Raw genomic sequence first — 17,717 nt, forward strand, 5'->3', positions numbered from 1 at the left:
CGCGAGGGGAGGTACGGGCCGGCGTCCATCGACGTCGGCCCGTTGCGTTTGTCGGGGCTTTGCCTCGGGTCAGGCCGCTTCATGCGCGGCAGGCGCGGCCTCCAGCGCGGCGTAAGAGGGCAGGGCAACGTCCAGCAGCTTTCCGTCGCGCAGCAGCAGGCGGTCGGACTGCGGGCGGGCGATGACCTGATCCATGCTCCACGCCTCCAGCACCATCAGATCGGCACGCTGCCCGACGCCGAGGCTGCCGCCCTCAAGGCCAGTGATGCCTGCGGGGGCGGGCCCGGCCAGCGCAGCGGCGGCGCCGAGCGGATGGTCGAGATGGCAGATCCGCACCGCCTCGCGCCATGTGTCGAGCATGTCGTGATCGCCATAGGCGTAGAACGGATCGCGGCAGTTGTCCCCGGCCACGGCCACCGGCACACCGGCCTCGCGCAGCTCGTGCAGCGGCATCACCCCGCGCCAGCGCGGCGTGCGGCCCGGCACCCGGTCCTGCAGGTACATGTTCACCGTCGGCAGGGTGATCAGCGACAGACCGGCCTCTTTCACCAGCGCTATTGCCGCATGCATTTCGTCCTCGGGCAGCCGCGCGAGCGAGCAGCAGTGGCCGCAGGTCACGCGCCCCTCGTAGCCATGACGGATCGCGGCGCGGGCGACATGCGACAGCGCCCCGCCCTCGGCGGCTTCATCCACATGCAGGTCGATGTCCAGATCACGCTCGCGCGCCAGCGTGAACAGCCGGTCGAGCAGCGCGTCGATATCGCTCAGCGAGCCATGAGTGCCGCCCGAGGCGCGGGTCACCCCGCCGATGAGCCCACCATGCCGCGCGACGAGATCGGCCAGATGCGGCGCATAATCTGTCCCCCATGCGTCCAGCGGCACCAGCGCCACCGCCTGCAGCGCGATGCGGTCCTTCCACGCCTCGCGGGTCTCGGCAAAAGCGCCCCATGTGGTCTCGCCCTGTCCCTCGTGGCTGTCGAGATGGGTGCGGATCGCGGCGACGCCATGGGCCTCGGCGCAGGAGAGGCCGAAGTCCATACGGCGCATCAGATCGTCATGACGCCAATGGGCGATCCGGTCCTGCGTGGTGGCCTCGCGGGCACCGGCATGGGTGCCGCCCGAGTCCGGCGCGCGGCCCAGAACGTGGCCCTTGTCGAGATGGGTGTGCGCGTCGATCAGCATCGGCCAGACGTGGCGCCCGCCAAGATCGACCGTGCGGGTGCTTGCCTCCAGCCGTCCGGGCGCTTCGAGAGCGGCGATCCGTCCGCCCTTGATCAGCATATCCACGCTGGCGGTTCCGCTCGCGTCCACGGGCGCGCCAGCGGGCGCACCGCCCATGAGCAAAGCCTCGGGGCAGCGCAGGCTCCGCAGCAGCAGGTCGCCGCCGGACGCCAGCGCCTCGGTCAGCGGGCGGGGGGTGGTCTGGGTCATCTTGTCGGTTCCGTATGTCTGGGACGGCTCAGGCGTCGCCTTTGCCGAAATGGTCGTGGATCGCCTGCATGAAGCCATCGGCGGCGGGCGACAGCGCGCCGCGGCTGCGGTGCACGAGGCTGAGCCGCTGCCGCCCAGCGGCGGCCAGAAGCGGCAGAAAGGCGAGATCGCCGTCGCGCAGTTCCTGATCCACATCGACCCGGTTGAGGAAGGTCACATTGGGCGGCTGGCGCACCAGCCGTTTCATCATCTCGGTGGAGTTGGTCTCGACCGCCGGGCGCAGATCGGCGGTGGCCGGGGCGAGGTTCTCGATCAGCGGGCGCAGCGACAGCCGGTGCGAGGCGAGGATCAGCGGGTAGATCAGGCAATCGGCGACGCGCACGTTGGGCTTGGCGGTGAGCGGATGGCCGGGGGCGACCACCGCGCCGAGCCGGTGCTGGAACACCGCGACAAGCTGCATGCGGTTGTCCTGCGGCAGGTTGTAGCCAAGGCCGATCTCGGCCTCGCCCGAGGCCACCATCTCCATCAGCCCCGCGCGGTCGCAGACCGTCACCTTCAGATCCACGCGCGGATGCCGCTCGCGGTAGTCGGCCACCACATCGGCGAGCCGCCCGGCGGCGAGCGTGGCCATTGTCGCCACCGTCACCGTGCCATGGCTCTGCCCCTTCAGCGCGTGGATCCGCGCCTGCAGGCGGTCATGGTCGCGCAGCGTCTCGCGGATATGAGCGATCAAAAGCTCGCCCGGTGCGGTCAGCTTCAGCCCCTTGGGCAGCCGCTCGAAGATCGGCACGCCAAAGTCGGCCTCAACCTCGAGCACCTGACGGTTCACCGCAGAGGCGGCGACGTTGAGCTCGCGCGCTGCCTTGCGGATAGAGCCCTGACGGGCGACCTCGTCGATGTAGCGCAATGCGCGGCCGTGCAGCATGGACCTTCCGAAGCTGGGTCTCGCAGGGATCGAGACCCCGCCCTTTTTCGTGATGTTGTCACCCGGAAGGCCCATGCTCAACGCCTTACTTCTTGGCGGCCTTGGCGGCGGCGAAGTTGGCATTGATGCGCATGGTCAGATAGTCACCCGCGGTGATCGGCTCGTATTTGCCCAGCGGCCCCTGCATGACCGCGTCGCGGTTGGCCTGACAGAAGAACGGCAGCGACAGGCGGCGTCCCTTGTATTCGCCCTCGGTGGGCATGCGCACGCGGTGCAGGGTCGACTGCAGCTGATCGTCCGACCAGCGCATCAGCATGTCGCCGATGTTGCAGGTGATGTAGCCGCGGCGCGGCGGCACGTCGGTCCATGCGTTGGTGCCTGCGTCCTTGCCGGGGCAGACCTGCAGCCCGCCTTCGCCTTCCTTCTGGTGCAGGATGGTGAGGCAGTCGAAATCGCTGTGCGCCCCGGCGCGCCATGCCTTGAAGTCCTCGGGCTTGGCGTCTTCCATCGACATGTAGTGAATGAGGCGCAGGGTCGACTGGTACTGGTCGGACTTGGGGTCATGGGCGTGGGTGAAGAAATCCTCGGGGAAGCCCATCTTCAGCGCAAAGCACGACAGGATCCGCATGCCCAGTTCCCAGTTCTGGCGCTCGAACTTCAGCGCACGCTCCTTGAAGCGGGGCAGTTCTTCCTCGGTCGGCCATTTGCCCTCCATCAGCGGACGGGTGACCTGATAGCTTTCCTTGTTGTCCGGCGTGCCGGTGGAGGGGCGCACCTGCGCCTTGAATTCCCAGCCTGCGTTGGTGCCCTTGGGCATCGGGTATTGCGCTTTCACCTCGGTCGGCAGTTCGAAGAACTCCCATGCGGTGTCGAAGGCGGCGTCGATGTCTTCCTCGGGGATGCCGTGGTTGTAGACCTGAAAGAAGCCGATACCGGTCGAGGCCTCCCAGAGCGCGTCGGCGATCTCGTGCTTGCGGTTTTCGAAGTCCGAGAGGTCGATGGCGGGCACGTCACGCTCGATGGTGCTGCCCATGCCGCCGATGGTGGTTTCCTTGTTCAGCTCGGCAAGGTCGTAGTTGGTGCTCATTGCAGTCTCCAAAGTAGGTCGCCGGAGAGTCCGGCAGGGTGGGGAGCAATGTCCGGGCCGGGGCCTGACTGCTTCTACTCCGGGGGATGCACCGGGCGGCGGGCCGCCCGGCACGGATAGGGTTAGCGCTTGCGCGGCAGGCTCCACGGGACGAGCAGCTTCTGCGCCCAGCTCACCGCTTGGAACAGCGCCAGCGACATGGCGGCGAGGACAAAGAGCCCGGCCCAGGCCTGCGGCAGTTTGAACATCGAGGTCGAGAACTGGATGAAGTAGCCGACGCCCGCATCCGAGGCGCAGAACTCGGCCACCACCGCACCGATCACCGCCAGCGTCACCGAGATTTTCAGCGCCGAGAAGATGTAGGGCACGGCGAAGGGCAGCCGGATCTGGGTGATCTCGCGGAACGCCGGGGCGCGCAGGCTGCGCGACAGCTCGATGAGTTCCGGCGGTGTGGCGGCAAGGCCGGTGGCGGTGGAGACCACCAGCGGGAAGAAGCAGATCAGCGTGGTGATGACGATGCGCGGCGCGTCGCCCGCGCCCAGCACCACGATGATGATCGGCGCGATGGCCACGACCGGCGTCGACTGCACGATGACCAAGAGCGGATAGAGCGTGCGGTTGAGCGCCGGCGAGCGCACCAGCGCGATGGCCAGCGGAATGGCGATACCGATCGCCAGCGCAAAGCCCAGCAGTGCCACCCGCAGCGTTGCCCAAAGGTGACCGACCCAACGCTCTGCCCCGATGCTGGGGAAGGTCGAGAAGATCGCGCTCGGCGCGGGCAGCAGGTAGCTCGGGATATCGAGCGTGCGGGCGGCAAGCTCCCAGAGCGCCACGGTGCCAAGGATGGTGAGCACCGCGGCGACGCCGGGCGCGGCGAGCAGGCGGCGCAGGTCGGGGCGTTTGCTCTCGGGCTTGGTGTAATCTGGCATGGAGAGGGTCATCAGGCGGCGTCCCTTTGCAGCAGCAGGTCCCGCAGGTGGGCGGCAAGCTCGGTCACGGCGGGATCCTTGATCGTCTCGCGGCCGCGCGGACGGGCGACGGGCACCGGCAGTTCGGTCAGCACCGAGCCGGGGCGGCCGGTCATCACCAGCACGCGGTCGGCGAGCAGCGCTGCCTCGCTGACGGAATGGGTGATGAAGACCACGGTCTTGGGCCGCTCGCCGAAGATGCGCAGCAGATCGAACCCCATTTCCTCGCGGGTCAGCGCGTCGAGCGCCGAGAAGGGCTCGTCCATCAACAGAATGTCGGGGTCCATGTGCAGCGCGCGGGCGATGCCGACGCGTTGCTGCATGCCGCCCGAAAGCTCATCCGGCAGGCGCTTGCCGAAGCCCTCGAGCCCGACCATGCGCAAAAGCTCCTGCGCGCGGTCGCGGTCGTGGCTGCCCACCCGTCCGCGCTTGTGGCGGACGGGGAACATGACGTTGTCTTCGATATTGGCCCAAGGCAGCAGCGTCGGCTTCTGGAAGACGATGCCGATGTCCTCGCGCGGGGCGGTGACCCGCCGCCCGAACACCTCGACCGCGCCCGATGTGGGCTCCAGCAGTCCGGCGATCATGCGCAGCAAGGTGGACTTGCCGCAGCCCGAGGGGCCGAGCACGGCGAGAAACTCGTGCCGGGCGACCTCGAAGCTGACATTGCGCAGGGCCTCCACCCGGCCCGAGCCGGTCTCAAAGACCTGACCCAGCCGGTCGAAGCGAATGGCGGCGGGCGTTTCCATCAGCCTTCCCCGCCGGGCTGGAAGCTGCGGGTGACGAAATCGTCGGCGCTATGCGCGCTTTCATCCAGTCCCTGCGCCGCGGCGACGCGGGTCCATGTGGCGGCAAGGCGGCCCGGCTCGAAGACCCCGAGGCCGTCCTCTTCGGTGACATCGTTGAACACCAGCCCCAGCATGTCGTTCAGCGAGCCGAGCACGTCGCCATGCTCCAGTTCGGGCACCATGTTGACCACCGATTGCGCGGCCTCTTCTGGGTTGGTCTGGCAGAACTCGATGGATTTCTTGAAGGCGGCGACGAAGCGCGCGGCCACTTCGGGACGCTCGGCAAGGAAGGCGTCATTGGCGTTCAGCGCGGCGGAGTAAAGCTCGAGCCCGGCGGCAGACCACGGCAGCGCGATGATCTCTTTGCCCGCGTCCTTGCCCTGTCCGGTGTAGCGCGACAGATCGGTCATCCATGCCACGATCCCGTCGACCTGACCGGTCATCAGCATCGGCCCGAGCGCGCCCGCGTCGGCCTTGGTCAGCTCAAGATCGGCCTCGGTCAGCCCCACATCCTGCAGCACCAGCGGCAGGTAGACATTGGACGAGGTGAAGGGCGAGGTGGCGATTTTCTTGCCTTTCACGTCCGCCACGCTGTCAAAGCCGCTGTCTTTCACGGTGTAGAAGGCATGCGGGCCTTTGTTGAACACCGACAGCACCGAGGTGACGCCGACGCCTTCCTGCGCCTTGGCGGCCATCAGCGCGCCGATGTCGGCCATGCCGATGTCGGACGATCCGGCGGCGAGGCGCGAGATCGCATCCGACGAGCCGCGGCCCGAGGCGATGGTCACGTCGAGGCCTGCATCTGCGCAGAAGCCCTGATCGACGCAGACATAGATCGGTGCCTTGTCGCCGCCGGGCAGCCAGTCGAGCTGATAGGTGACGGGATCACCGGCGAGCGCGGTGGTGGCGCTGAGCGCGAAAGCCAATGCCGCGAGCGGGGTGGATTTGGACATCATGATGGGGGCCTCTCCCTAGTGTGCGATTTTGTTGGACAGTTGCAGTCGGTCGATCTCGGCGCGGCGGATACCGTCAGACAGCATCCGGTCGCGGGCACAGCGCCGCCGTTCCGGATCTGCGCACATCAGGCAGGTCCGGCACTTATGCGCCGCAAGATCGGGGTTTTGTATTTTGTCGTTAATAAGCAGATGCTTGTTGGACATATTGGCCTCGTCAGTGTCGGAACGACTGGCGAGCAATGTCCAGGACCGGGTCCAGACCGCTTCTACTCGTGCCCTGATTTATGGAACGGCAATTGCAGTGCGATCAACGGGAAAACGTGAGTTTTCACGCTGCGTATATTTCGGGCAATATCGGCGAGGCGGAGCGCAATTCGAGCAGGATCGAGAATTGCTGCGGTGAAAATACAGGAATAATCGCCAATAAAACGGGGGAGAGGCGGCGCCATCGGCGCGCGAAATGATTGAAATTTAGGCGTACTCATTTTGCGAACGGCTGACGTGCAAAAATTCTTCCACGGCGCAGCAGGGTTTCGGAGGTGCGTGCGGATCGGAGGGGCTGGCTTTGCGTCACGAGAGGTACCCTCCGGCGCTCAGGCTGGCTATGGGTGGCAGGAGATTCTCGGTGACCCAGCGTTGCCTTGCAGTTGCCCATTCCGCCCAAGGACCGCCGATGCCCGCCTCAGACACCGCCCCCCACCGCGCCGGATCACCGGGCGCCCCGCATCCGCTGGAGATCGCAGCGGCGCTTTGCGCGGGCAGCCTGCTGACGCTCATGCTGCTGAGCAACGGCATGATGGCCGCGCATACGACGCCGGTCTTCGCCTCGCTTACCGCGCATGGCGTGGGCTCGGTGGTGGCGGCGCTGCTGCTTGGGCTGTTTTGGATGCGCCGCCCCTCGGCGCAGCGCGGCCAGCCCCGGCGGCGGGCACCGCTCTGGGCCTATCTCGGCGGTGTCTCGGGGGCGCTGACGGTGGTGTTGTCGACGGTGGTGGTGAACTCCTCGCTGGCGCTGACCGGCACGCTGGCACTGGGATTGGCGGGGCAGGTGGTTCTGGCGCTGATCTTCGACATCACCGGCGCGCTGGGGCTGGAGAAGCGCATGCCGCGCCGCAATGACCTCTTGGCGCTGGCGGCGATCGTGGCGGGTACGCTGCTGATCATCTTCGCGCGGGGGAGCGGGCAATGATCTTTCTCATCTGTCTGGGTGTCGCGTCGGGGATGCTCGTCACGCTCTCGCGGCAACTCAACGGGCGGCTGGCGCTGACCACTTCGGCGATGCAGTCGTCTTTCTGGAACCACCTTGTCGGATTTGCGGTGCTGGTGCCCTGCGCGCTGATCGCCGGAAGCCTCTGGCCCGAGACGGCGGCGAGCGCGCCGATCTTCGCTTGGGCAGGCGGCGCGATCGGGGTGATCTTTGTGGCCAGCGGCAGCTGGCTGATCCCGCGGCTCGGCGCGGCGCTGACCGGCGGGCTGCTGGTGGCGGGGCAGATGCTGTCGAGCGTGTCGCTCGATCTGCTGCGCGGCGAGGGGGGCGTTTTGTGGATGCAGATCGCCGGTGTGGCGCTGATCCTGCTGGGGGTCTGGCTGAGCCGCCGCCGCTGAGCGCCGACGGCTGAGGCCGCCCCAGCCGCGCGGCGCTCTCAGCTCCGTCGAATGTGGCACAGCCTTTTCTGCCCGACTGCGCTTGCGGCTTCACGCTGCCACCTTAGGGGGTGCGCAACGCGGGCGTGCCGCGCTTGGCGTGGATCTCCGCCTCGGTGCGCGACCAGTTCTCGATCATCCGCCGCCCCGAGCGGTAGGTGTGCTCGGCCTGAATGCGGTAGGCGCGGTCGGGCTGGCGGTTGCGCAGGGCGTCGAAAAGCTCCAGATGCTCGTCCTGCGACTGGCGCAGCAGATCGGCGTCGAACCAGCGCCAGCGGATGAGATCGAAGAGTGGCACCTCGTTGGTCTTGCGGATCATCTCGGCAAGGAAAGGGTTCTGCGCCGTCTCACGCACCAGCATGTGCAGGCGGCGGTTGAGGGGCAGGAAAGTCTCGCGGATCTCGTCGTCCCAGCGGGCGGCCTCGACCAGCCGCGCGGTCTGGTCGAGCAGGTCGCGCATCTCGGCCTCGCCGGTGGGGGAAAGCCCTTGCTCCGCGGCGAGCCGCGCCGCCAGACCTTCAAGCTCGGTGCGGACCCGGAAGATGCGCGAGATGTCGTCGACGGTGAAGCGGCGCACGGTGTATCCGGCGTTTGGCGTGTAGTCGAGCAGCCCCTCTGCCGCGAGCGCGCTGAGCGCGTTGCGCACGGGTGTGCGCGAAACGCCAAAGCGCTCGGCGATCTCCACCTCGTTCATCCGGCTGCCGCCGGGAAAGCGCCCGTCGGCGATCCCGTCCCGGATATGGCGCACCACCTGCTGTCCGCGTGTCGACATGGCCTGCCCCGATCCCCGTACTCTGATCCTCGTGTCCCGTGACGCGATCCTGCCCGGGAAAGAGCCGCCTGTCACCGCGCGGCATGTCAAATCGCATAATTGTATCCAACCTGACTTGCGAGTTTAAAATTCCGGGCGTAGGACTACCTCGACAGGGCGGAAAATTGGGAAATGAGGGGCAATAGATGCCGGTTGTGAAGTTGGTTGTATGCAATGCCCCCATCCATCGCCGCCCCCGCCCAAGCCGTGACAGCGCCACGCACACCCCGAGTATCCGGATTTGAGCGCGCTTGAGGGTCTGGCCAGCGGGCTGCGCGGGCGGATTGCGGGGCTGCCGGGAAACCTGCAGGGCGCGATCTGGGTGGCGATGGCGGGGCTGGTGATGACCATCATGACCGCGCTGATCAAAACCGTGGGCGAGGGGATCCCGGTGGTTCAGGTGCTCTTTATCCGCCAGCTTGTGATGACCGCCGCAATGAGCCCGCGCATCCTGCGCGATCCGCGCGGCGCCTTCCGCACCGATGCGCCGCGGCTGCATGGCGCCCGCGTTGCGCTCTCTGCCTTGGCCATGGTCGCAGGCTTCACCGCCATGGTGCATCTGCCGCTTGCCGATGCGGTGTCGATCAGTTTCTCGCGCTCCTTCTTTGTCGCGATCTTCGCCATTCTGATCCTGCATGAGACCGTCTGGGCGCACCGCTGGGTAGCGATCGGGGCGGGTTTTGCCGGGGTGGTGGTGATCACCGACCCGCGCGGCGGCCAGATCGATCACTACACGCTTTTGGCGCTGCTTTCGGCCGGGGCGGTGGCGCTGGTCATGGTCATCGTGCGCAAGCTGGCGCAGCAGGAGAAACTGGGCACCGTCGTCACCTATCAGGCGGTGGGCGTGGGGGCGATCCTCGTCGTGCCCGCAGCCCTGTCGTGGGTGGCGCCGAGCCCGGCGCAATGGGCCATGCTGCTGTGCATCGGGCTTTTGTCGACCGTGGGGCAGAGCCTCAACTTCCTTGCCTTCCGCGTCGGAGAGGCCACGGCGCTGGCGCCCTTCGACTACCTGCGGCTGGTTTATGCGGCGCTGATCGGGGCGGTGTTCTTTCTGGAAGCCCCCACGCTCAGCACGCTTGCGGGGGCCGGGCTGATCGTCAGCGGCTCGCTCTGGGGCCTCTGGTGGGAGCGGCGGCCACGCCATGCCTGACGCGGCCCGGAGCGCATCACCTTGTCGGCATCTCTCTCGCACGTGCGAGGGGGATCGCGTATCGCAGGCTCTGAGCCAGACACATTGCACGCAGCACAGGACCCAATAATGACCCAAGACGTCGCCCGGATCATCGCCTCGGAGCCGTTCAAACGCGCGCAGGAGGACCTGCGCCTCGGCCACGACCGCTTTGTCGAGGAGATCATCGAGCTCACCGAGATCCCCGCGCCGCCCTTCAAGGAAGACAGGCGGGCCGAGGCCTATGCGGCCAAGTTCCGCGATCTGGGGCTCGAAGATGTGGAGCGCGACGAGATCGGCAACGTGCTGGGGATCCGCCGTGGCCGGGGCAACGGGCAGATGATCGTGGTGGCGGCGCATCTCGACACGGTGTTTCCCGAAGGCACCGATGTGACCGTGCGGCGCGAGGGCACAAAGCTCTTTGCGCCGGGGGTGGGGGATGACACCCGCGGGCTGGCGGCGCTGCTGGCGTTCATCCGAGCGCTCGACGCTTCGGGCATCGAGACCGAGCAGGACCTGCTGTTCGTCGGCGACGTGGGCGAGGAGGGCAAGGGCGACCTGCGCGGCGTGCGCCATCTCTTCGAAGCGGGGCGCTATCGCGAAAAGATCGCCGGGTTCTTCACCATCGACGGGCTGGAAGTGGGGGAGTTCACCACCGGCGCGGTCGGCTCGCTGCGCTATCGCGTGACCTTCCGTGGCCCCGGCGGGCACTCGCTGAACGCCTTTGGCACGGTGAACCCCTCTTATGCGCTGGGACATCTGATGGCGGGCATGGCCCGCATCGAAGTGCCCAAGACGCCGCGCACCACCTTCTGCGCCTCGATCATGGGGGGCGGCAGCTCGATCAACGCGATCCCCGAGGCGGTCTGGCTCGAAGTCGATCTGCGCTCTGTGGATGCGGGCGAACTGGCCAAGCTCGACAAAGCGTTCAAGGCGCTGGTCGACGCGGCGGTGCAGGGCGAGAACGCGCGCGGCGACACGGCCAATGGCGCGATCCGCGCCGAACTGACCCGTATCGGCAACCGTCCGGCGGGCAGCACGGCGCATGACAGCACCATCGTGCGCGCCGCGCTGAGCGCGCTGCCGGCCTTCGGCTTCGAGCCGCGTACCGGCCAGAGCTCGACCGACGCGAACATCCCCATGAGCCTTGGCGTTCCGGCGATCTGCCTCGGCTCGGGCGGCACTGGCGGGCGGGCGCATTCGCTGGAGGAATGGATCGACGTCGCGCCGGAGCTGTCGCTGCGCGGGCTTTACGCGGGGCTGGCGACCATCCTCGGAACCGCGGGCATGGCCGAAACCGACTGAGGCGGAACCGGCTGAGGCGGCAAGGACCGGCTGAAAGGGGCGGCGACACGTCTGCGCGCCGGGCCGGGAAAACCTCGTGCAAGGGGCATGGCGGCGCCGGAAAGGCGCTGCTATACCGGCGGTCCGTCAACCTGTTGCCCGTAGCTCATGAACGCCTGCACCGATCAGTTCGAGGTCTTCCCGTCGCGCCTGCGCCTGCTGCGCGTCGCGCCCAACCGGACCACGCGCTATTTTTACCGCCTGCATGTGGAGCGCGATCTCTTTGGCGGGGCCAGCCTCGTTCAGGAATGGGGACGGGTCGGGACACGTGGCCGCAGCCGGGCCGAGCGTTTTCCCGACGAGGGCCATGCGGTGACCGCGCTGATGCAGGTCGCGGCAACCCTCAAGCAGCGCGGATACGGGCCGGATTTCTCGCGCTGAGAGAGGTGGTTGCGCGACGGGAGCCGTTTGAAAGGCTAATCATTCGCATTGCTGAACCCGGTTTCGCGCGGGCCGATCCATGGCGGGCCTAGGGCGCGCAGGCCAAATCCTTTGCCCAATACGCCGCGACGTGCCGCTTGCTCTTGCGCGTCTCTGGTACGATACCGGCCACGGACGGACGCGGGTCGCGCCGCCCGCCAGACCGAGACCGACAGGAGCCGAGACGTGACAGACTGCAGCCTTGCCCCCGCCATCGCCCCGACCGCCGCGTGGATGGGCGAGACCAATGAGGTCACGCGCACCTTCCTTGGCGCGGCGAGCATTCCGGGCATGATCAACTTGGGCGGCGGCCTGCCGGACCCGGCGACCTTCCCGACCGAGGAGCTTGCGGAACTGGCGCGCGCCGCCGTTGCCGATCACCCCGCCGAAAGCCTTGGCTATGCGCCCATCGAGGGTTTGCCCGACCTGCGCGCGGCGCTGGCGCGGCGCTATTCCACCGGGGCGCTGAAGCTGGGGCCGGAAAATGTGCTGATCACCACCGGCGGCATGCAGGCGCTCGATCTGGTCGGCAAGCTTTACGCCGACAAGGGCGATGTGATCGCCGCGCAGTCGCCGACCTATCTTGGCGCGCTCGATGCGTGGCGGCCGCGCTACCCGCGCTATCGCCCGATGCACCTTGAGACGCTCGCCAGCGGTGCCGCAGACGCGCTCAGCGGCGCATGCTTTGCCTATACGGTGCCGAATTTCTCCAACCCGACCGGCGCGCTGGTGGACCTTGCCGCGCGCCGCGCGCTGGTCGCCGCCGCCCGTGCCAGTGGCACGCCGCTGGTCGAAGATGACCCTTACGGCGCGCTTTACTACGACGACACGCCGCTGCCGCGGATGATCGAGATCGACGCCGAGGCGCATCCCGCCGCGCGCTATGACGGGCCGGTGATCTATCTTGGCACGGTCTCGAAGGAACTGGCGCCGGGGCTGCGGGTCGGCTGGGTGATCGCCGCGCCCGAGGTGATCGAGCAGCTGACGGTGGTCAAGCAAGGGTCGGATCTGGCCACCAGCAGCCTGTGCCAGCGCATGGTCTGCAGCGCGCTGGAAAACGGGCTGATGGACCGGGTGCGCGGCGCCACGCTGGACACCTATCGGCCGCGCCGCGACGTGCTCTGCGCCGCCGTTGAGGCGCATCTGTCCGAGCATTTCACCTTCACCCGGCCGGTGGGCGGGATGTTTGTCTGGATCACCGCAAAGGATGCGGCGCTCGACACCGATGCGCTGATGCGGGTCGGGTTGGAGCATGGGGTGTGCATCTCGCCCAGCTCGGTCTTTGATCCCGAGGGGCGCGACCGCAGCAGCGCGCGGCTGAACTTCACCGCCAATCCGGCGGAGACACTGGAAGAGGGCGTGCGGCGTCTGGGGCGCGCGGTGGCCGCGCTGCGCTGACGGGCAAGACAATCAGAGCGCTTTGACGCCCGGCGCCCGCGCCGGGCGTTTTCTTTTGCTCGGCCGCTGCAACGGCGCCTTCGCAGGATCGCAGCGGCCCGAGGCGGCGCGAGGGCGGAACCGCCGGCGCATTGGGGACGTTCTGATCACGGGTGAGGGCTCGGCCCCTCGGCCTCCTTGATTGCGCGCGCTGCCCGGCCAGAGACGGACCTGAGAGCAGCGGATGACCATTTCGTGAGGAGGAAACCCTGCCGTTTTTATCGCGCGACGTGGCTGTCGCGCATTGTCCGGCTACCTGAGCCGAAACCGCTCCTCCGACCCAGCCGCCGCCTCCCGGCGCCAGCCAGATACACAGGAAATGATCATGCCCCCAGATACAGACTTCAACCCGAGCCGCGACGGCGCTCTGTCCGGATCGGCACCCAATGGCGCGGTCGGGCCTGCCACCAGCACCGTCAGCCTTAACGTCAATGGCACCACGCACCAGTTGACCGTCGACAACCGCACCACCTTGCTCGACGCGCTGCGCGAGCACCTGCAGCTTACCGGCACCAAGAAGGGCTGCGACCACGGCCAATGCGGCGCCTGCACCTGCAGCGTGAACGGGCAGCGCATCAACTCCTGCCTGTCGCTGGCGGTCATGCATGAGGGCGACGAGGTGGAAACCATCGAAGGGCTCGGCGCGCCCGAGGCGCTGGATCCCATGCAGGCGGCCTTTGTCGAGCATGATGGGTTCCAATGCGGCTATTGCACGCCGGGGCAGATCTGCTCGGCCAAATCGGTGCTCGAAGAGATCGCGGCGGGCATTCCCAGCCATGTCACGGGCGATCTGACCACCCGCATCGAAGCCACCGAGGCAGAGATCCGCGAGCGCATGTCCGGCAACATCTGCCGCTGCGGCGCCTATGCCAACATCCTCGCGGCCATCACGCAGGTCGCCGAAGAGCAGAGCGAAGGAGCACGCGCATGAGAGAGTTCTCTTACGAGCGGGCCACCAGTCCCATCGACGCCGCCGCACGCGCCGCCGAGGTCGAGGGCGCAAAATTCATCGCGGGCGGCACCAACCTTCTCGACCTGATGAAGCTCGAGATCGAAACCCCGGTGCATCTGATCGACGTGAACGGCCTTGGCCTTGATGAGATCACCGAAACCGAAGAAGGCGGGCTGCGCATCGGCGCGCTGGTGCGCAACACCGCTTTGGCCGCAGATGAGCGCATTCGCCGGGACTATCCGGTGCTGACCCGCGCGCTGGTGGCGGGTGCCTCGGGCCAGTTGCGCAACAAGGCGACCACGGCGGGCAACCTGCTCCAGCGCACCCGTTGCCCGTATTTCTACGACACCGCCCAGCCCTGCAACAAACGCGCCCCCGGATCGGGCTGCGCGGCGCTGAGCGAAGGGGCGTTTTCGCGCCAGCTCGGTATCATCGGCACCTCGGATGCCTGTATCGCGACCCATCCGTCCGACATGGCGGTGGGGATGCGCGCGCTGGATGCGGTGGTCGAGACCATGAGCCCAAGCGGCGTCGCCCGCAGCATCCCGCTCGAAGACTTCCATCTCCTGCCCGGTGACACGCCGGAGCAGGAAACCGTGCTGCGACCGGGCGAGATGATCACTGCGGTGACCCTGCCCGCGCCGGTGGGCGGCGTGCAGAAATATCATAAGGTGCGCGACCGGGCGTCTTATGCCTTTGCGCTCATCTCGGTGGCGCTGATCCGCCAGCCCAATGGCACCGGGCGCGTGGCGTTGGGGGGCGTGGCGCCCAAGCCGTGGCGCTCTGCCGAGGCGGATGCCGAACTGCCCAAAGGCGCCGAGGCCGTCATGGCGAAGCTGCTGCAGGGCGCACGCCCGACCGAGGAGAACGCCTTCAAGATCACCCTGGCGACGCGGACGCTCGCGGCCATGCTGGCAGAGGAGTGAGATCATGAAATTCGATCAACCCGCCGGAAAGAACATCTTTGACAATGCCCGCTACGTCGGACGCCCGGCCACGCGCATCGACGGCCCGCTGAAGGTTTCGGGGCGCGCGCCTTACGCCTACGAGCGTCACGATGTAGCCGAGGGCCAGCTTGTGGGCTACCCGGTGGTCTCGACCATCGCGCAGGGTCGCATCACCGGGATGGACACCACCGCCGCCGAGGCCGCGCCCGGTGTTGTCGGCGTTGTCACCACGCTGGAGGTCGGCGAGATGCCCACGCCCTCGGGCATGCACACCGCGCCGCTTTTTGGCGGTGCCGAGATATGGCACTACCATCAGGCCATCGCGGTGGTGGTGGCAGAGAGCTTCGAGCAGGCGCGCGCCGCCGCCGCGCTGGTGAAGGTCGACTATGAGGTCACTAAGGGCAGCTTCGATCTCGAAGCGGTCTGGCAGCAGAAGAAGGGCGACAGTTCCGACCCGGTGTCCCGCGTCGGCGATTTCGAAGCCGCCTTTGAGGCTGCCGATGTGACGCTCGAGCAGGAATACCGCACCCCCAGCCACAGCCACGCGATGATGGAGCCCCACGCCAGCATCGCCGAATGGCAGGACGGCAAGCTGACGGTCTGGACCTCGAACCAGATGATCGAATGGGACCGCCAGTCGCTCGCCACCACGCTGGAAATGGATGCGGACGACATCCGTGTCGACAGCCCCTATATCGGCGGCGGTTTCGGGGCGAAGCTGTTCCTGCGTGCTGATGCGGTCATGGCGGTGCTGGCGGCCCGCAAGCTGCAAAGGCCGGTGAAGGTCATGCTGCCGCGGCCTATGGTGATGAACAACACCACGCACCGCGCCTCGACCATTCAGCGCATTCGCATCGGGGCCGAAGCAAGCGGCAAGATCACCGCCATCGCCCATGAGGCGATCTCGCACACCCTACCCGGTGGCTCGGGCGAGGACGCGGTGGACCAGACCCGCAAGTTCTATGCCGGGGACAACCGGCTGATCGTCAAACATCTGGCCGAGATGCATCTGCCTGAGGCCAACGCCATGCGCGCACCGGGCGAGGCTTCGGGGCTGATGGCGCTCGAGATCGCGATGGACGAGATGGCCGAGAAGCTGGGCATGGACCCGGTGGAGTTCCGCGCCATGAACGACACGCAGGTGGATCCTGAAGAGCCGGAGAAAAGCTTTTCCGACCGCCATTTCGTCGAATGTCTGCGCGAGGGGGCCAAGGCCTTTGGCTGGGACCAGCGCAACACTGCGCCGGGCGCGACGCGGGATGGGCAATGGCTCATCGGGCATGGCGTGGCAGGGGCCTACCGCGGCGGGCCGGTGATGAAGTCCGGCGCGCGGCTGCGCTTGCAGGACTCGGGCCGGATCATTGTCGAGACGGATATGACCGATATCGGCACCGGGTCTTACACGATCCTTGCACAGACCGTGGCAGAGACCATGGGGGTCGATCTCGATGCGGTTGATGTCCGCCTCGGCGACAGCGCCTTCCCGGTCTCCGCAGGCTCGGGCGGGCAGTGGGGGGCGGCCAGCGCCACAGCGGGCGCCTATGCCGCCTGCCTTGCGCTGCGCGAGCAGATCGCTGGCAAGCTGAAGGTTAATGACGCCGACACGCTCAGCTTTGCGGGCGGGTCGGTCAGCACCGGAGAGACCGAGGTCACGCTCGCCTCGCTGGCATCGGATGGAGAGCTGGTCGCCGAGGACAGCATGGAGTTCGGCGGCACCCGCGACGCGCATGTGGTCTCGACCTTCGCGGCGCATTTCGTCGAACTGGGCGTGCATGTGGGCACCGGCGAGATCCGGCTGCGCCGGATGCTGGCAGCCTGTGACGCCGGGCGCATCCTCAACCCGATCACCGCGCGCAGTCAGGTGATCGGCGGCATGGTGATGGGCGTCGGCGCCGCGATGATGGAGGATATGGCGATCGACACGGGCCGCGGGTACTTCCCGGCGCATGACCTCGCCGGCTATGAGGTGCCGGTGCATATGGACATCCCCGCGCAGGAGGTGCTGTTCCTCGACACGCTCGACGAGATAGCCTCGCCGCTCAAGGCCAAGGGCGTCGGCGAGCTTGGCCTTTGCGGTGTCGCCGCCGCCGTGGCCAATGCGGTCTATAACGCCACCGGCGTGCGGGTGCGCGACTATCCGATGACGCTCGATAAGTATCTCGATCAGCTGCCGGCGGTTTGATCTCCTCCGCCCTGATCGAGCGCCGCGCCAGCCCTTCGCTGGCGCGGCATTTTCATTCAGAGGAGGGTCATCCCGCGTAGGGATGGGCCGCCAACACGCGGCAGTGGACCCCGCCGAACAGAGCCGTTGATCGCGACATACTCTCGGGCGGGCTGGCCTCAGCCCGTGCGCTTCATCACCCGGCGGTGTTCTTTGAACAGCGAAGACTGGCGGTAGCGGCTCTTGCCCGTCACCTCCGGGCCAAGCCAGCCCGGACGCTCGAAGGGGGTCTCTTCGGTGGCAAGCTCCAGCTCTGCGACGACCAGCCCTTCATGCACCCCGTGATATTCATCGACGGTCCAGACGTCCGCGCCTTCGGGCACGAAATGGCGGGTCTTGCGCAGCACTTCGCCGTCACAATGCTGCTCCAGCAGCGTCAGCCCGTCGCCATGCGGGATCTCATACTCGAATTCATCGCGGGTGAGGCCGGACTTCGGCCCCTTCACGCTGAGCGTGGCGCGATCATCGTAGAAGCGCACCCGCACTTTGCGTCCGTCACGGAACGCCAGCAGGCCATCGCGTATCTCAACCTTATGGGTCGCGACGCGGCGCCAGTCACCCGTGGCGACGAGGAATTTACGCTCGATTTCCTTGGCCATGGCTGGTCCGCGGTGTCTG

General features: G+C 67.3%; 18 protein-coding genes. 9 read left to right on the forward strand and 9 right to left on the reverse strand.

Features of this window, described 5'->3' with window-relative positions; all coding sequences use genetic code 11:
- Nucleotides 1–69: 69 nt before the first annotated feature.
- The 7 genes from ACXAD2_RS25125 to ACXAD2_RS25155 all read right to left on the reverse strand — a co-directional run bounded on the left by ACXAD2_RS25125 (nucleotide 70) and on the right by ACXAD2_RS25155 (nucleotide 6,359).
- Nucleotides 70–1,431, reverse strand: a complete 1,362-nt coding sequence (locus tag ACXAD2_RS25125) for a cytosine deaminase (RefSeq protein WP_475176675.1) — start codon at nucleotides 1,429–1,431, stop codon at nucleotides 70–72.
- 28 nt (nucleotides 1,432–1,459) lie between these two features.
- A complete protein-coding gene (locus ACXAD2_RS25130; protein ID WP_083191409.1) occupies nucleotides 1,460–2,356 on the reverse strand; it encodes a LysR family transcriptional regulator in 897 nt (298 codons plus the stop codon).
- An 85-nt stretch (nucleotides 2,357–2,441) separates the two neighbouring features.
- The gene (locus tag ACXAD2_RS25135) at nucleotides 2,442–3,443 is read right to left on the reverse strand and encodes an isopenicillin N synthase family dioxygenase (RefSeq protein WP_475176681.1); all 1,002 of its coding nucleotides are present in this window, start codon (nucleotides 3,441–3,443) and stop codon (nucleotides 2,442–2,444) included.
- Between the two features lie 122 nt (nucleotides 3,444–3,565).
- Nucleotides 3,566–4,384, reverse strand: a complete 819-nt coding sequence (locus ACXAD2_RS25140) for an ABC transporter permease (RefSeq protein WP_475176684.1) — start codon at nucleotides 4,382–4,384, stop codon at nucleotides 3,566–3,568.
- A complete protein-coding gene (locus ACXAD2_RS25145; protein WP_475176687.1) occupies nucleotides 4,384–5,160 on the reverse strand; it encodes an ABC transporter ATP-binding protein in 777 nt (258 codons plus the stop codon). Before ACXAD2_RS25145 ends, ACXAD2_RS25140 begins: the two co-directional genes overlap by 1 nt.
- Complete coding sequence (locus ACXAD2_RS25150; protein ID WP_475176690.1) at nucleotides 5,160–6,155, reverse strand: ABC transporter substrate-binding protein; 996 nt, start codon at nucleotides 6,153–6,155, stop codon at nucleotides 5,160–5,162. Before ACXAD2_RS25150 ends, ACXAD2_RS25145 begins: the two co-directional genes overlap by 1 nt.
- A gap of 15 nt (nucleotides 6,156–6,170) precedes the next feature.
- The gene (locus tag ACXAD2_RS25155; RefSeq protein WP_157374273.1) at nucleotides 6,171–6,359 is read right to left on the reverse strand and encodes a hypothetical protein; all 189 of its coding nucleotides are present in this window, start codon (nucleotides 6,357–6,359) and stop codon (nucleotides 6,171–6,173) included.
- 469 nt (nucleotides 6,360–6,828) lie between these two features.
- Here ACXAD2_RS25155 and ACXAD2_RS25160 point away from each other — a divergent pair, with 469 nt between their 5' ends.
- Together ACXAD2_RS25160 and ACXAD2_RS25165 are read left to right on the forward strand one after the other, a co-directional pair.
- On the forward strand, nucleotides 6,829–7,344 hold the full coding sequence (locus ACXAD2_RS25160) for a DMT family transporter (protein ID WP_475176692.1): 516 nt from the start codon (nucleotides 6,829–6,831) through the stop codon (nucleotides 7,342–7,344).
- On the forward strand, nucleotides 7,341–7,760 hold the full coding sequence (locus ACXAD2_RS25165) for a DMT family transporter (RefSeq protein ID WP_475176695.1): 420 nt from the start codon (nucleotides 7,341–7,343) through the stop codon (nucleotides 7,758–7,760). The genes ACXAD2_RS25160 and ACXAD2_RS25165 overlap by 4 nt, the downstream gene beginning before the upstream one ends.
- A gap of 103 nt (nucleotides 7,761–7,863) precedes the next feature.
- Here the strand turns inward: ACXAD2_RS25165 and ACXAD2_RS25170 are convergent, their stop codons facing one another.
- The gene (locus ACXAD2_RS25170) at nucleotides 7,864–8,571 is read right to left on the reverse strand and encodes a GntR family transcriptional regulator (protein ID WP_475176698.1); all 708 of its coding nucleotides are present in this window, start codon (nucleotides 8,569–8,571) and stop codon (nucleotides 7,864–7,866) included.
- 280 nt (nucleotides 8,572–8,851) lie between these two features.
- Here ACXAD2_RS25170 and ACXAD2_RS25175 point away from each other — a divergent pair, with 280 nt between their 5' ends.
- The 7 genes from ACXAD2_RS25175 to paoC all read left to right on the forward strand — a co-directional run bounded on the left by ACXAD2_RS25175 (nucleotide 8,852) and on the right by paoC (nucleotide 17,060).
- Complete coding sequence (locus tag ACXAD2_RS25175; RefSeq protein WP_475176700.1) at nucleotides 8,852–9,760, forward strand: DMT family transporter; 909 nt, start codon at nucleotides 8,852–8,854, stop codon at nucleotides 9,758–9,760.
- Nucleotides 9,761–9,868: 108 nt separating this feature from the next.
- Complete coding sequence (locus ACXAD2_RS25180; RefSeq protein WP_475176703.1) at nucleotides 9,869–11,083, forward strand: M20/M25/M40 family metallo-hydrolase; 1,215 nt, start codon at nucleotides 9,869–9,871, stop codon at nucleotides 11,081–11,083.
- A gap of 147 nt (nucleotides 11,084–11,230) precedes the next feature.
- Complete coding sequence (locus ACXAD2_RS25185) at nucleotides 11,231–11,503, forward strand: WGR domain-containing protein (RefSeq protein WP_066109770.1); 273 nt, start codon at nucleotides 11,231–11,233, stop codon at nucleotides 11,501–11,503.
- 225 nt (nucleotides 11,504–11,728) lie between these two features.
- A complete protein-coding gene (locus tag ACXAD2_RS25190) occupies nucleotides 11,729–12,940 on the forward strand; it encodes an aminotransferase-like domain-containing protein (protein ID WP_475176707.1) in 1,212 nt (403 codons plus the stop codon).
- 364 nt (nucleotides 12,941–13,304) lie between these two features.
- Entirely contained in the window at nucleotides 13,305–13,910 is a 606-nt protein-coding gene (paoA, locus tag ACXAD2_RS25195) for an aldehyde dehydrogenase iron-sulfur subunit PaoA (protein ID WP_475176709.1), read from the forward strand.
- On the forward strand, nucleotides 13,907–14,857 hold the full coding sequence (locus ACXAD2_RS25200) for an FAD binding domain-containing protein (protein ID WP_475176712.1): 951 nt from the start codon (nucleotides 13,907–13,909) through the stop codon (nucleotides 14,855–14,857). Before paoA ends, ACXAD2_RS25200 begins: the two co-directional genes overlap by 4 nt.
- 4 nt (nucleotides 14,858–14,861) lie before the next feature.
- Nucleotides 14,862–17,060 (forward strand): aldehyde oxidoreductase molybdenum-binding subunit PaoC, encoded by a 2,199-nt coding sequence (gene paoC, locus ACXAD2_RS25205; protein WP_475176717.1) that lies wholly within the window; start codon nucleotides 14,862–14,864, stop codon nucleotides 17,058–17,060.
- Between the two features lie 158 nt (nucleotides 17,061–17,218).
- Here paoC and ACXAD2_RS25210 read toward each other — a convergent pair whose 3' ends face one another.
- Nucleotides 17,219–17,698 carry a CYTH domain-containing protein gene (locus ACXAD2_RS25210; RefSeq protein WP_475176719.1) on the reverse strand — a complete coding sequence of 160 codons (480 nt, stop codon included), beginning with the start codon at nucleotides 17,696–17,698 and terminating at the stop codon, nucleotides 17,219–17,221.
- Nucleotides 17,699–17,717: the final 19 nt, after the last annotated feature.

The organism is Salipiger sp. ABN3_019 (assembly GCF_056158605.1).